Raw genomic sequence first — 13125 nt, 5'->3', positions numbered from 1 at the left:
CCGATACGCCAGGATTTTGCACGGCAGGGCTCCCGATAGGTCGACAGTAAGCTGGAGACGTGGCCCGCACCTCCGTCCTGACGACTCGCGTCCTGCTCGTCTGCGCAGCGATCGGCGTCGCGACGGGCATCCTCGCGGGCATCGCCGGATGGGTGACGCCGGTCCTGCTGGCGAGCCCTCTGCTGTTCCTCTACGGCCTCGTGCTCGGCTCGCACGTGCTCCCGGGGATCATCGCCCAGGAGGTGCTGCGCCTTCCCCTCGTCGCCCTGATCACGCATGTGTTCGCAGCGCTGATCGCGAGCGCCTTCAACCCGGCCTGGGCCCTGCGGTTCATCGGCACGGCCCTGCTGTTCGGCCTGATCCAGGAAGGAGTGGCTGCGCTCACGCGCTACCGCTCCTGGGGTCCGTGGCGCTTCTTCCTCTCGGCCGCGATCATCGGGATCTTCGTGGCGGTCGTCGTGTTCTTCGCCGCCCATCTCTCGGTCATGCCGCTGTGGGCGCAGATCCTGTACCTCGCGATCTCGGTGCTCGGCCCGGTCGCCTGGACCGCGATCGGGCTCGCCATCGGTTCGGCGCTGCGCCGGGCCGGAGTCGCCCGACGCTGACGGGGCTCGATCCGGCGCACTGTGTCGCCCCCGCTCGATGGCGGATCAGGTAAGGCTCAGCTAAGTTAGAAGTCCACGATCCGACGACCCGGGACCCCGCCGTGCGCCCATCCGCGCCTCTGCTCCGCGTGCGTGACCTCTCCCTCACCCACGCCGATGCCGCGCACCCCTCTCCCCGTGACGTCACGTTCGACATCCACCCCGGCGAAGTGGTCCTGCTGCTCGGACCGTCCGGATCCGGCAAGTCGACACTGACCCTCGCGCTCAACGGTCTGATCCCTCATGCGCTGCCCGCGAGCATGGTCGGCACGGTCGAGGCCGGTGGCATCGACTCGGCGAGCGCAGAGACCGCGACACTCAGCACGCAGGTGGCGATGGTGTTCCAGGATCCGGACACGCAGATCGTCACGGGCACGGTCTACGACGAGGTCGCGTTCGGACCCGAGAACCTGCTCCTCGACGTCGACGTCGTCCGCGACCGGGTCGAAGCCGCTCTGCGGCGCGTCGGGCTCTGGGATCGCCGCGACGAGAACCCCGATCACCTCTCGGGTGGAGGGAGGCAGCGACTCGCGATCGCCTGCGCCCTCGCGATGGGCTCCCCGCTGATCGTGCTCGACGAACCGACCGCCAACCTCGACCCGCAGGGCATCGACGACGTATACACGGCGCTGGCGGATGTCGTCGCCGCCGGTGACCGGGCGATCCTCCTCGTCGAGCACAACCTCGATGCGGCGATGGACTTCGTCACCCGCACGCTCGTGCTCGACCGCGAAGGGACGGTCGTCTTCGACGGCCCCGCGGCGGAGATCATCCGCGAGCACGCCGACGAACTCGTGTCGATGGGCGTGTGGCTTCCGGGAGCCACGCTCGCCGCACTCCGGCTGCGGGACGAGGGCCGGAGACTCGATCCGCTCCCCCTCACACCGCACGAGCTCGCTGACGCGCTCGCCCAGGAGGCACCGCACTCCCCCGCGACGGCGGCGGCCATCCCCGCACCGCGTGAAGAGGACCGCGATGCACGCGCACACACCGGCCAGGAGATCATCCGCGCGCGCGGGCTCTCCGTCAAGAAACGGCGCACCGAGATCCTGCACGGGATCGATCTCGTTCTGAAGGCGGGGAGCCTCACGGCGATCGTCGGGGCGAACGGAGCGGGCAAGACCACGCTGATCCAGGCGCTCGCCGGCGTCGTGCCGCCGCCTCGAGGCCAGGTCACGGTCGACGGCATCGACCCGGGCGTCGCCTCACCACGTGACCTCGCCGCACGCGTCGGATTCGTGTTCCAGAACCCGGAGCACCAGTTCATCGCGCACACGGTGTTCGACGAGCTGGCTCACGGCCTGCGACTGCGCCAGGTTCCGGACGCCGAGATCACCGTGCGCGTCGACGACATGCTCACGCGCTTCGGGCTCGCGCACAAGGCGGAGGTGCATCCGTTCCTGCTCTCCGGCGGCGAGAAGCGGCGCCTGTCGGTGGGCACCGCACTGATCACCCGGCCGCGGGTCCTCGCTCTGGACGAGCCCACCTTCGGTCAGGACCGCGCCAGGGCGGCCGAGCTCCTCGATCTGCTGCAGGAGCTGCCCACCGAGGGCACCACCATCGTGATCGTCACGCACGATCTGCAGCTCGTGGCGGAACACGCCTCCCACGTCGTGGTGCTCGCGGGCGGGCGCGTGCGAGCGAGCGGCCCGACGTCGACACTGTTCCGGGATGAGCGGCTGCTCGCCGATGCGGGGCTCCGCCTGCCCGCTCTGCAGCGTGTCCTTTCGTCTGCCGGGCTCGGGGTGAACCGGTGAGCGCCGAAGCCACGGACCGCGTGGTCCCCGGCACCGCGGCCGCCACCGGTCCGGGTTTCGACCCCTACGCCCGGATGACGGCGTCCTCCCCGCGGCAGTTCCTCTACGCCCTGAACCCGCTCGCCAAGGTGGCCGGGTTCGCGCCCGCGATGCTGCTGCTCGTGTTCGTCCGCGACCTCGCCACCCCGGCCGCGTTCCTCCTGCTCGCATATGCCCTGATCCTGCTCGGTGCGCGGCTGACCGGACGCCTCCTGGCCCTCCTGCTGCTCGCCCTCCCCGCCGGGATGCTGCTGATCGGCATCGGCTTCTCGGTCTGGGTCGACACTGCGCTCGTCGCCGACACCGCCCCCGTCGTGCGGATCGGCGACTGGACGCTCTACAGCGGTGCCCTGCTGCTCGGCTTCGCCACGGCCCTGCGTCTGGGCGCCATCGTCTCCCTCGCCCTCGTCGGCGGTCTCACCACCAGCGGCCCCGACCTCGTCCGTGCCGGCGTGCAGCAGCTGAGGGTCCCGTACCGGATCGGGTATACGGCGCTCGCAGCCTTCCGTTTCGTGCCACGGTTCGGACACGAGCTCGCCGTCATCCGGGCGGCCCATCGGGTGCGCGGCTACCACGGCGGACGCGGACCCTTCGCACGGGTCGCCCGCGGCTGGGGTTACGTCGTTCCGCTGCTCGCCGGCGCGATCCGCCACGCCGAACGCGTGGCCCTGGCGATGGACTCGCGGGCCTTCGGCGCGCACCCCACCCGCACGGAACGACACCTGGTGCCGTTCCGTGCGCGGGACACCGTCTTCACCGCGGCGATGCTGCTGGTCTCCGCCGCGCTCTTCGTGGTGTTCTTCCCCTGGCAGCTGCCCTGAAAGGCGCGCATGGCATACAGCAAGATGGTCAAGCCCGAGAGCGCCGAGCTCCTCCACCTCACGGTGCTGCGCACGCAACGACTCTCGGCGCACTGGTCCCGGGTGACGCTCGGCGGTGGTGAGATCGAGAAGTTCCGCCCGATGGGGTTCGATCAGTGGTTCCGGCTGTTCCTGCCGATCGGTGGCGACGCGGGACTCGACCGCGTGCCCGCGAAGGCGAACAAGATGTTCGGCTACCTGAAGTTCCTGCGCATCCCCGACGACGAGCGTCCCGTGATGCGGAACTACAGCGTGCGCGCCTACCGCGCGGCCACGGCGGACGCCGGTGCGGAGATCGATGTGGACTTCGTGCTGCACAGATCTGCGGCAGAGGGCACGGCCGGCCCGGCATCGCACTGGGCCGAGACCTGCCAGCCGGGCGAGCACGTGCTGATCATCGACGAGGGGCTCACCTTCAACCCGCAGCGCGGCACCGAACGCGTCCTCCTCGTCGGCGATGAGACCGCCCTCCCCGCGATCGCCTCGATCAGCGCATCGCTGGCGGAGGACGCCATCGGCACCGCGATCGTCGAAGTGCCGTCCGACGAGGACGCCCTGCCGTTCCCGCATCCTCCGGGGATCGAGATCGTCTGGCTCGTGCGTCCGCGCGACACGGCTCCCGGGGTTCTGGCTCTCGAGACGCTCGGCCGTACGGCGCTACCCGCCGCTCCGTTCCACGCGTATGCGGCGGGAGAGCAGGCGCTGGCCTCCGGGGTCCGCAAGCACCTCGTCGGCGAACGCGGGGTCGACAAGAACGCGGTCAGCTTCTGCGGCTACTGGAAGCGCTGAATCCCGTGCGCGGCCCGCGTGCGGGATCAAAAACGCGCCTCAAGTGCTTCCCGCAGGGGCGTTTTCGATCCCGCACGCGGGGTCAGCGACCCGCTGGACGTCTCGAAACAAGCCCATGACCTCCGGGCCCATCTCGACCTGGCTCAGCACGATGCCGAACGAACCGTCGGGGTCGATCCAGAAGTCCGTGCCCTGCCCGCCTGACCATCCGTAGCGACCGGCGTTCGCCCCGGAGGTCTGCATCGCGACGCCGAACCCCCACCCCGTGCCGTCCCAGAACCCCGGGAAGAAGCTGTCGTCGGTCTTCGCGCTCGCAGGCACCTGGTCCGTGCGCATCTCCGTCAGCAGTTCGGGGTCGAGGACGACCTTTCCGTCATGCCGTCCGCCGGTCGCCAGCATCCGCGCGAAGGCCGCATAGTCGGCAGCGGTCGACACGAGTTCGGAGTGACTGAGGTCGAAGGGCGCCGGCGCGACCGAGAAACCCTCACCCGCAGGCTCGACCTCGACCAGTCCGCCCTCCGTGTGCCGGTTCGCAGCGGGCAGCCGGTGCGCCTGCTCGAGCGGAACCGTGTACCCGGTGTCGACCATGCCCAACGGCTCGAAGAGGTCACGCCGAAGGTGCTCCTCCAGCGACCCGTCGACCACGCGGGAGAGGAGCACCCCGAGGATGCCGAAGGAGTGGTGGTAGCGCCACCCGGAGCCGGGTTCGAACGCCAGCGGAAGTGCGGCCAGCGCGTCGATCCACTCCGGAGCGCCCATCGCCACCGGCTCCTGCCCCGCGGCCGTCCTGTTCCCGATCATCGCCATCGCCAGCGGAGACGGCACGACCTGCACGCCGTACCCGGAAGTGTTGGTGAGCAGATGGCGCAACGTGATGGGTGTCGTCGCCGGACGGACATCGTCGATCGGCGCGTCCGGCGTGCGCAGCACCCGGCGGTCGGCGAGCTCCGGCAGCCAGCGCTCCACGGGATCGTCGAGTCGGAGGCGCCCGCCCTGCACGAGACGCAGTGCCGCAACGGCGAGGATCGGCTTCGTCATGGACTGGATGCGCACGATCGCATCCGCCGGGAGATCACCGGCCGTGGCGATCTCGGTAGACCCGTCGGGGGCGCCGAGCACGCCGATGATCCCCGGTGCCGTGCCGCGCGCGACGTGCTCATCCAGGATCTCCAGGAGCGAGGTCGTCATGCCCTCGATTCAACCCGGCGACGGCGGCCTTGTCCACGGTCCGCCCGCGCGTGCGGGATCAAAAACGCACCCCCGGAGCATTCCAGAGGTGCGTTTTTGATCCCGCGCGGGAAGGTGTCAGCGCTTGCCGGCGATCTGGCGGCCGACGAGATCGCGCATGATCTCGTTCGTGCCGCCGTAGATGCGGTGCACCCGAGCATCGGTGAAGGCGCGGGCGATCGGGTACTCCATGATGTAGCCGTACCCGCCGTGCAGCTGCACGCCCGTGTCGAGCACCTCCCACTCGCGCTCGGTCGCCCAGAACTTGACCTTGGCGGCGTCCTCGGCGGTCAGCGTGCCGTCCTTGTAGGCGAGCAGCGCGCGGTCGATGTACGCCCACATCGCGTCGGTGGTCGCCGACATGTCGGCGAGGCGGAAGCGGGTGTTCTGGAAGTCGGCGATGCGCTCGCCGAATGCCTCGCGGTCCTTCGTGTAGGCGACGGTCCAGTCGAGGGCGGCCTGCGCAGCGGCGGCGGCCGCGACACCGATCGAGAGACGCTCGAGCGGGAGGTTGAGCATCAGCTGGATGAAGCCCTGGCCCTCCTTGCCGCTGATGAGGTTCTCTTCGGGGATGAACACGTCGGTGAAGCTGAGCTCGGCCGTGTCCCAGCCGTGGAAGCCCATCTTGCTGAGCTTCTTCCCCTGGTCGAAGCCCTCCATGCCCTTCTCCACGAGCAGCAGACTGAACGCGTCGGGACGGTTGCCCTCGCCGGTCTTCACGAAGGTCACGACGACGTCGGCCGTGGTGCCCGAGGAGATGAACGTCTTCGCGCCGTTGAGGATGTAGCCGCCGTCGACCTTCTTGGCGTTGGTCTTGATGCCGCGCAGATCCGAACCCGCGCCGGGATCGGTCATGGCGAGCGCACCGAGCACTTCGCCCGTGGCCATGCGCGGCAGCCACTTCTCCTTCTGCTCCTGGGTCCCCATGTGCACGAGGTAGGGCACGGCCAGGTCGTCCTGGATGCCGAAGGCCCCTGCCAGCGAACCCGCACCGGCGGCGATGACCTCTTCCATGACGATCGTGCGGAAACGGTAGTCCTGCAGCATCCCGGCGCCGCCGAACTCCTCGGGGACCGACAATCCGATCAGACCCGCCTCGCCGGCAGCCAGCATCGTGGCCCGGTCGATCTCCCCCGCGGCATCCCACCGCTCGATCGCTTCGCCCGTCACGTGGCGCTTGACGAAGTCCTTGACCAGGTCTCGGAATGCCTCGTGATCCTCGTCGTAGATGTCGCGTTCCATGCCGTCCTCCTGAACGTCTCATGCATCGTTGCTCCGGAGATTCTACGTCCCCGCAGGCGGGTGAGACAGCACGTTATGAGAATGCATCCCATATATCGTGACACTGGGTATCGCCGTTGTCGGATGCCGCAACGACCGCGGATCGCGTCGATTCAGTGCCCGTAATCGGGGGCCGCCGGGAGCCCGAAGAACTCCTCCAGCGTGTGATATCCGCCGTCGTGATACGCCGCCGCGAGGTCGACGCCGACGTAGCGGAGATGCCAGGGCTCCGGCGCATAACCGGTCACCGGCGTGCCGACCTGTTCGTATCGGACGATGAACCCGTACTCCCAGGCGTGCGCGGCGACCCAGTCGCTCTGCGCCGTCCCGCCGAACCCGTCCAGGCCCCCGCAGCCGGAACCGCAGGCCACCACGTCGATGGCCAGACCCGTCTGATGCTCGCTGTGCCCCGGGCGGGCCGACCCCGCATCCGCGCCCTGCTGACCCTGCGCACGCACGTGCGAGTCGTACGTCGACACCTGCAGTCCGTACGAGCGGTAGCCGTTGTTCGCGCCGATGCGGCCGACCCCTGCCTCGACCGCCGCATCCGCCATCGCGCCGACGGCAGCGGCCACCTCGGTGCGCACCCGACCGGATGGCGTCGTCATCTGCAGCGGCACGGAGGCGAGATCCGAGGGCTCGTACTCGGGTGGATCCAGCGGAAGCGACTTGTTCACCACGACCCAGAGACGTGCCGGGTCGGTGAGCGAGACGCAGGGAGCGTTGCCCGCGACGACCGCATCGCGAAAAGCCCGTCCACCCCCGAAGCCCGCGATCGTGGCCACATCGTCACCGTCGGCGACCGCCTGCTGCACGGCCGGGTCCGCACACGGGTCGGCGGCCGTCGTCGCCCCCACCTGCACGGTCGGCACCTGCAGCACCGCGACCGGCTCCGGCATGGGGACAGCGTCCGATGACGCCGACGGCAGGGACCCGAGGGACAGCAGCACGCCGATCGCGGTCACCGCCACCCCGATCGGCAGTGCAGGACCCCGGATCGGGGACCGCGGCGCCGCATGCTGAGCGTGCGGCAGAACGGGCATTACCCCATTGTCTCATTCGAAGATAAGTCTCAGAGTCTCTTGCATCGCATTCGTTATTCTGTTCGAATAGAGGAATGCGGTGGCAGGGACAGAAGCTCGGAGAGGTGGATGCCTCAGCGCTGCCGGGGATGGAAGATCGCAGCAACGTGCTGCGCACGGTGACGACTCCCGAGTTCGCGGGCATGACGTTTCACGAGGTTCTGTCGAAGTCGGCCTTGAACCACGTGCCCGGTGCCTCCCGGATGCCCTTCGCCTGGACGATCAACCCCTACCGCGGATGCAGTCATGCCTGCGTCTACTGCTTCGCCCGCGGCACGCACGAGTATCTCGACCTGGACGGCGGCTCCGACTTCGACTCGCAGATCGTCGTCAAGGTCAACGTGGTGGAGGTGCTCGAGAAGGAGTTGCGAAGGGGGAGCTGGGAGCACGAGACCGTGGCCCTGGGCACCAACACCGATCCGTATCAGCGCGCCGAAGGGCGATACAAGCTCATGCCGGGCATCATCGAGACGCTCGCCGCCTCAGGTACGCCGATGTCTATCCTCACCAAAGGCACGTTGATCCGCCGCGACATCCCCCTGCTCGTGAAGGCCGCTGAGCGGGTGCCCGTCGACGTGCAGATGTCCATCGCGATGTACGACGATGAGTTGCAGAAGGCGATCGAACCCGGCACCCCGACCACGCAGGCCCGTCTCGACACGGTGCGTGCGCTGACGGATGCCGGTTTCCGCGTCACCGTCTTCCTGATGCCGATCATGCCGCATATGACCGACTCACTCGAGGCGATCGACAACGCGCTCCTGCGCATCAAGGAGGCCGGGGCTCGCAGGGTCGTCTACGGCGCCCTGCACCTGCGACCGGGCGTGAAGCCGTGGTTCTTCCAGTGGCTCGACACTCACCGGCCCGACCTGGTCTCCTCGTATCGCGGCCTCTATCCGGGGGCCTCCGTCGAGGCTCCGAAGCCGTACCGGCAGTGGCTCGCCAAGCGCGCGCGTCCACTCATCCGGGTGCACGGGCTCGATGGCCGTCATGAAGACGACTATCCCCGGCGCGACCGCCCGACGTTCACACCGTCACCGGCCAGGACAGCCGCACCCGCGCCGCAGCCGATGCTCTTCTGAGGGAGGCACCCGCGCTACGGTGGACGCATGTTCCGTGGATTCGTGGCCCTGTTGTTCCTCGGCGGTCTGGCAGCCGCTGTCGTCGGAACTCTCCTCCCGCTCGGCGGAGGCACCACTCTGTCGCTGCTGGGAGCCGCGGCGTTCGGGGCATCGTTGGTACTCATCGGCATGGTGCTGCTCCGCGACCGCGACGAGCAGCGGGCCGGGCTTCCCGAGAAGGTCGACGCCTCGCGCTGATCGCCTTCGCCGGGGGTCGCGGTCGGGCGCCCGCTCCCACCCGCGTAGGCTCGGTGATCATGGCGATCGGTTCCACAGTCCACACATTCGAGGTGCAGCTCGCTGACACCGAGCGCGGCGTCTACGAGGACTACTCCCTGCGCGTGGCGCGGCATCCGTCCGAGACCGACGCGTACATGCTCACCCGCGTGCTCGCCTACGGGCTCGAGTTCGCGGAGGGCATCGCGTTCGGCGGCAGCATCTCATCGACCGAGGAGCCCGCCGTTCTCGTGCGCGACCTCACCGGCCTCATCACCACCTGGGTCGAGATCGGTGCGCCCGACGCCGAACGACTTCACTACGGCAGCAGACTCGCCGAGCGCACCGTCGTGTACACCCACCGTGACCCCGCCAAAGTGATGGCACCGTGGGCGGACAAGCGCATCCACCGCCGAGAAGACCTCCGCGTCCACAGCTTCGACCCCGGCTTCATCGACACCGCGGCCGCCCTGATCGAGCGCCGGAACACGATGACCCTGACCGTGACCGAGGGCGTCCTCTACCTCGACCTCAACGGCACGAGCCTGACCTCGACCGTGCACGTGCACGAGCTGGCCTGACTCCGCCCTCGCTCTCGCCGCTCGGCCGTTCACAACTCAGGAAGAATGACGCCGAAAGGCCCCGGACACCGTGTTCCCGGGGCCTTTCGGCGTGTTTCTGCGGAGTTGTGAACGGCCGCAGCTCGCGACCGCCCCGACTCAGGCAGTCAGGTCGGCCGCTGTCGGCACGCGGCCGGCGATCTCCTCGATGATGTCGTCGTCGAGGCGCGCGTTCTCGAACGGCGCGTCGATCTCGGCACGGTCGAGCAGCTCGGTCATGCGACGCTGGCGCTGACGCGTGATCAGCGTCACGACGCGGCCCGAACGACCCGCTCGCCCGGTACGACCCGAACGGTGCAGGTACGTCTTGTACTCGTCCGGGGCATCGGCCTGCACGACCAGGTCGATGTCGTCGACGTGGATGCCGCGGGCGGCGACGTCCGTCGCGACGAGCACGTTCACGCGGCCCGAGGTCAGACGCTCCAGGTTGCGCGTGCGCTTCGCCTGGTTCAGGTCACCGTGCAGCGAGACCGCAGGGATGCCGGCGTCGTCGAACTGCTCGGCCAGCATGTCGGCGTAGGCACGGGTGCGAGCGAAGACGAGGGTCTTGCCCGCGCGGTCGACGAGCGACGTGAGGATGTCGGCTTTGTCACGGTGCTCGATCACGAGCACCCGGTGCTCGATCGTGCTGGAGTCCTGGTCCTCCCCGGCGACCTCGTACACGGCGGGGTCCACGAGGAACTCGTCAACGAGCGCCGCGACCTCACGGTCGAGCGTGGCCGAGAACAGGAGCTTCTGGCTGCCGTCGGCGGTGTGACGCAGAATGCGCTGCACGGGCTCGACGAATCCGAGCTCGCACATGTGGTCGGCCTCGTCGAGCACCGCGATGCGGCAGTCCGAGAGGTCGAGCTTGCCCTGGTTGATGAGGTCTTCGATACGACCGGGCGTGCCGATGACGATGTCGACGCCCTTCTTGAGCGCGCCCACCTGGCGGCCCTGCGGCACACCACCGTAGATCTGCGTGGTGAACAGGCCGACGCTGCGGGCGATGGGCTGGATCGTACGGTCGATCTGCAGCGCGAGCTCACGCGTCGGCGCGAGGATGATCGCGCGCGGCGACCGTCCGAACTCACGCCGCTTGCCGGCCTGCGACTGCAGAACGCGCTCGACGAGCGGGGCGCCGAAGGCGATGGTCTTGCCCGAACCGGTGCGCCCGCGAGCGAGCACGTCGCGACCGCCGAGCACGGCCGGGATGCTGGCCGCCTGGATCGGGAACGGCGTGGCCGCCCCCATGCCGGCGAGGGTCTCGACGATGTTCGAGCCGAGACCGAGGTCACCGAAGGTCACACCGTCGACCTCGACCGCCGCGACGGACTTCGCCTCGAGGCGCTCATGCACCACGTCGTCACCCGGCGCGAACTTGGCTCCGGTGGAGGCCGGGCGGCCGGTGGCGTTCCAGTCGTTGCGGCTCGGACGCTCATTGCGCGCCGGACGCCCCCGCGTGTCCGAGGTCAGCGGGCGCGGACGCTCGGTGCGGTAGGCCCCACCGGTCGACGGACGCGACCGCTCATCGCGGCCGCCCTCGTACGAACGCTGCGTGCGGTCGCGGTCGAAGGCGCGGCGTGCGCGGTCGGCGTCATAGGAACGCTCGGCCCCACGGTCGTCACGGCGCGGACGCTCGTCACGGTCGTACCGGGGACGCTCGGCGCCACGGTCGCCGTTGTACCGGGAACGCTCGGCACCGCGGCGGTCGTCGCGGCCAGGGCGCCCACCGTCGCGGTGGTCGTTGTCACGGAAGCCCTGACGCTGAGTGCCTGCGCGGTCGTCACGGCGCGGGCGGTCACTGCCGCGGTCGTCGCGGTACGTTCCGGGACCGGTGGGGCGCTGTCCGCCACGGTCGTCACGCCGCGGACGGTCGTCGAACCGTCCGCCGGAGCTGGGGCGGTCGTTGTACCGCGGGCGGTCGGAGCGGTCGTCGAAGCGGGGGCGCTCGTTGCGGTGGTGCGGGGCCTCGCGACGCCCGGACTCGGCGCGGTTGCGGATGCCGCGGGCTTCGTCGCGGCCCGCGCGCTCGGATGCGCTCCAGCGCTGCTTGGGCGCACCCGTCTCGGCCTCGGCCGGACGGTAGCCGCGGTGGCCGGCGCTGCGGCTGCCGGGACGCCGGTCGAAGCCACCGGCGGCGGGCGCGGAGCGACGCTCCCCGGCATCCGTTCGTCCGCCGCGCTCGGTGCGCGCGCCGTCACGGGCGGGGCCACCGTTGTGGCGATCGTGGAAGGAGGTCTTCTTCGCGCCGTAGCGCGGCTCGAAGTTCGCGGACGGGCGTCCGCCCTTGGGCTTCTTGTTCTTCGGCATTGCGGTGTCTTCCTGTGTTCTCGCACGAGAACAGCGCCGCGCGCACGCGCGAGCACCCTGCGCCTGATCGGGCTCGATCAGCGGGGTTCCGGACTGTCAGCGGCCGGGGCCATTCATGTGATGGTTGATTAGCGTCGAGCGACGCTCACCATCGGCCCCTGGACTCACACTTCATACACAGAAAACGTCCGCGCCAACGCGCGGGTGTCCGAAGCCGACCGTCCGATACTACCGGACGCACCTGAGAGAGTGTTGCCGCAGGCGTGGCCGTACGATGTCGAGGTGAGTACCGCTTCCCCCACCGGCACCCAGATCACCCTCCGACGCGGCGAGGTGGATGCGCAGATCGCCCAGGTCGGTGCGTCCCTGCGCTCGCTGCGCATCGGCGGTGTCGATCTCGTGCCGCCGTATCCCCTCGACCTGCCGACTCCCGCGTGTTCCGGTGTGGTGCTCGTGCCGTGGCCGAACCGGGTGCGCGACGGACGATGGGAGGACGACGGCACCGCGCGAGCGCTCGCGATCACCGAGCCGAAGTTGAACAATGCGAGCCACGGACTGCTGCGCTTCACCTCCTACGAGGTGTCGCAGACCGACACCGAAGCCGTGCTGCGAGCGACCATCGTGCCGCAGACCGGCTATCCGTATCTGGTCGAGACCGCGGTGACCTACACCCTCACCGCCGACGGCATCCAGGTCGCACACGCCCTCACCAACCGCTCGGACACCCCGGCGCCGGTCGCGCTGGGCACGCATCCGTTCGTCACGATCGGTGATGTCGACCCGCACGACCTCACGCTGAGGATCCCCGCGAAGACCGCGTTCGAGACCGATGAGCGGATGCTGCCGACCGGGACGCGTCCGGCGGATACCGCGCTGCGGGATGGCGTCCGCCTGGGAGACGTGAGCCTCGACACCGGCTTCACCGATCTCACGCGCGACCCGGACGGGCGGGTACGCCACTCGCTCACCGCACCGGACGGCCGTCGCGTGACCCTGTGGCAGGGTGAGGGCTTCGACTACGTGCAGGTGTACACCACACCCGCTTATCCCGGACAGAGCCTCGCGGTCGCGATCGAGCCGATGACCGCGCCCGCCGATGCGCTCAACAGCGGCCTCGGCATCCGCCGCCTCGCCCCGGAAGAGACCTGGACCCTGCACTGGGGCATCACGTTCAGCTGACCTGTTCCGACCCGTCGC

The 13125-nt window shown here is 69.4% G+C and carries 12 protein-coding genes; 8 read left to right on the top strand and 4 right to left on the bottom strand.

Features of this window, described 5'->3' with window-relative positions:
• Positions 1-59 precede the first annotated feature (59 nt).
• The 4 genes from FGL91_RS07205 to FGL91_RS07190 all read left to right on the top strand — a co-directional run bounded on the left by FGL91_RS07205 (position 60) and on the right by FGL91_RS07190 (position 4089).
• Positions 60-605, top strand: coding sequence for an ECF transporter S component (locus tag FGL91_RS07205; protein ID WP_047522418.1), 546 nt, complete (start codon positions 60-62; stop codon positions 603-605).
• A gap of 101 nt (positions 606-706) precedes the next feature.
• The gene (locus tag FGL91_RS07200; RefSeq protein ID WP_153243477.1) at positions 707-2401 is read left to right on the top strand and encodes an ABC transporter ATP-binding protein; all 1695 of its coding nucleotides are present in this window, start codon (positions 707-709) and stop codon (positions 2399-2401) included.
• A 74-nt stretch (positions 2402-2475) separates the two neighbouring features.
• Positions 2476-3261 (top strand): energy-coupling factor transporter transmembrane component T, encoded by a 786-nt coding sequence (locus FGL91_RS07195; protein WP_153244693.1) that lies wholly within the window; start codon positions 2476-2478, stop codon positions 3259-3261.
• 9 nt (positions 3262-3270) lie between these two features.
• Complete coding sequence (locus FGL91_RS07190; protein ID WP_153243476.1) at positions 3271-4089, top strand: siderophore-interacting protein; 819 nt, start codon at positions 3271-3273, stop codon at positions 4087-4089.
• A gap of 39 nt (positions 4090-4128) precedes the next feature.
• Here the strand turns inward: FGL91_RS07190 and FGL91_RS07185 are convergent, their stop codons facing one another.
• The 3 genes from FGL91_RS07185 to FGL91_RS07175 form a co-directional block, all read right to left on the bottom strand.
• Positions 4129-5277, bottom strand: a complete 1149-nt coding sequence (locus tag FGL91_RS07185) for a serine hydrolase domain-containing protein (protein WP_153243475.1) — start codon at positions 5275-5277, stop codon at positions 4129-4131.
• 117 nt (positions 5278-5394) lie between these two features.
• The gene (locus FGL91_RS07180; protein ID WP_047522398.1) at positions 5395-6558 is read right to left on the bottom strand and encodes an acyl-CoA dehydrogenase family protein; all 1164 of its coding nucleotides are present in this window, start codon (positions 6556-6558) and stop codon (positions 5395-5397) included.
• A 152-nt stretch (positions 6559-6710) separates the two neighbouring features.
• The gene (locus tag FGL91_RS07175; protein ID WP_131494022.1) at positions 6711-7640 is read right to left on the bottom strand and encodes a M15 family metallopeptidase; all 930 of its coding nucleotides are present in this window, start codon (positions 7638-7640) and stop codon (positions 6711-6713) included.
• Between the two features lie 74 nt (positions 7641-7714).
• Here FGL91_RS07175 and FGL91_RS07170 point away from each other — a divergent pair, with 74 nt between their 5' ends.
• From FGL91_RS07170 to FGL91_RS07160, 3 genes are read left to right on the top strand one after another with little or no spacing between them, the layout of a single operon-like run.
• Positions 7715-8761 (top strand): Rv2578c family radical SAM protein, encoded by a 1047-nt coding sequence (locus FGL91_RS07170; RefSeq protein ID WP_153243474.1) that lies wholly within the window; start codon positions 7715-7717, stop codon positions 8759-8761.
• Positions 8762-8788: 27 nt separating this feature from the next.
• On the top strand, positions 8789-8998 hold the full coding sequence (locus FGL91_RS07165; RefSeq protein WP_131494018.1) for a hypothetical protein: 210 nt from the start codon (positions 8789-8791) through the stop codon (positions 8996-8998).
• Positions 8999-9057: 59 nt separating this feature from the next.
• Positions 9058-9597 carry a YaeQ family protein gene (locus FGL91_RS07160; protein ID WP_153243473.1) on the top strand — a complete coding sequence of 180 codons (540 nt, stop codon included), beginning with the start codon at positions 9058-9060 and terminating at the stop codon, positions 9595-9597.
• 138 nt (positions 9598-9735) lie between these two features.
• On the opposite strand, the gene FGL91_RS07155 is transcribed toward FGL91_RS07160, so the two are convergent.
• Positions 9736-11928 (bottom strand): DEAD/DEAH box helicase, encoded by a 2193-nt coding sequence (locus tag FGL91_RS07155; RefSeq protein WP_153243472.1) that lies wholly within the window; start codon positions 11926-11928, stop codon positions 9736-9738.
• A gap of 282 nt (positions 11929-12210) precedes the next feature.
• On the opposite strand from FGL91_RS07155, the gene FGL91_RS07150 reads away from it, so the two are divergent.
• Positions 12211-13107, top strand: a complete 897-nt coding sequence (locus FGL91_RS07150) for an aldose 1-epimerase family protein (protein ID WP_153243471.1) — start codon at positions 12211-12213, stop codon at positions 13105-13107.
• The last annotated feature ends 18 nt before the right edge of the window (positions 13108-13125 follow it).

Origin of the sequence: Microbacterium sp. CBA3102, from assembly GCF_007954505.1 — a bacterium.
GTDB lineage: Bacteria > Actinomycetota > Actinomycetes > Actinomycetales > Microbacteriaceae > Microbacterium > Microbacterium aurugineum.
This window is presented reverse-complemented; position numbering and strand designations above follow the sequence as displayed.

Excerpts from the sequence above, each read along its gene's own strand:
- FGL91_RS07180 (WP_047522398.1), bottom strand. The coding sequence starts at position 6,558 with ATGGAACGCGACATCTACGACGAGGATCACGAGGCATTCCGAGACCTG.
- FGL91_RS07170 (WP_153243474.1), top strand. The coding sequence starts at position 7,715 with ATGCGGTGGCAGGGACAGAAGCTCGGAGAGGTGGATGCCTCAGCGCTG.
- FGL91_RS07160 (WP_153243473.1), top strand. The coding sequence starts at position 9,058 with ATGGCGATCGGTTCCACAGTCCACACATTCGAGGTGCAGCTCGCTGAC.
- FGL91_RS07190 (WP_153243476.1), top strand. The coding sequence starts at position 3,271 with ATGGCATACAGCAAGATGGTCAAGCCCGAGAGCGCCGAGCTCCTCCAC.
- FGL91_RS07195 (WP_153244693.1), top strand. The coding sequence starts at position 2,476 with ATGACGGCGTCCTCCCCGCGGCAGTTCCTCTACGCCCTGAACCCGCTC.
- FGL91_RS07165 (WP_131494018.1), top strand. The coding sequence starts at position 8,789 with ATGTTCCGTGGATTCGTGGCCCTGTTGTTCCTCGGCGGTCTGGCAGCC.
- FGL91_RS07185 (WP_153243475.1), bottom strand. The coding sequence starts at position 5,277 with ATGACGACCTCGCTCCTGGAGATCCTGGATGAGCACGTCGCGCGCGGC.
- FGL91_RS07155 (WP_153243472.1), bottom strand. The coding sequence starts at position 11,928 with ATGCCGAAGAACAAGAAGCCCAAGGGCGGACGCCCGTCCGCGAACTTC.
- FGL91_RS07175 (WP_131494022.1), bottom strand. The coding sequence starts at position 7,640 with ATGCCCGTTCTGCCGCACGCTCAGCATGCGGCGCCGCGGTCCCCGATC.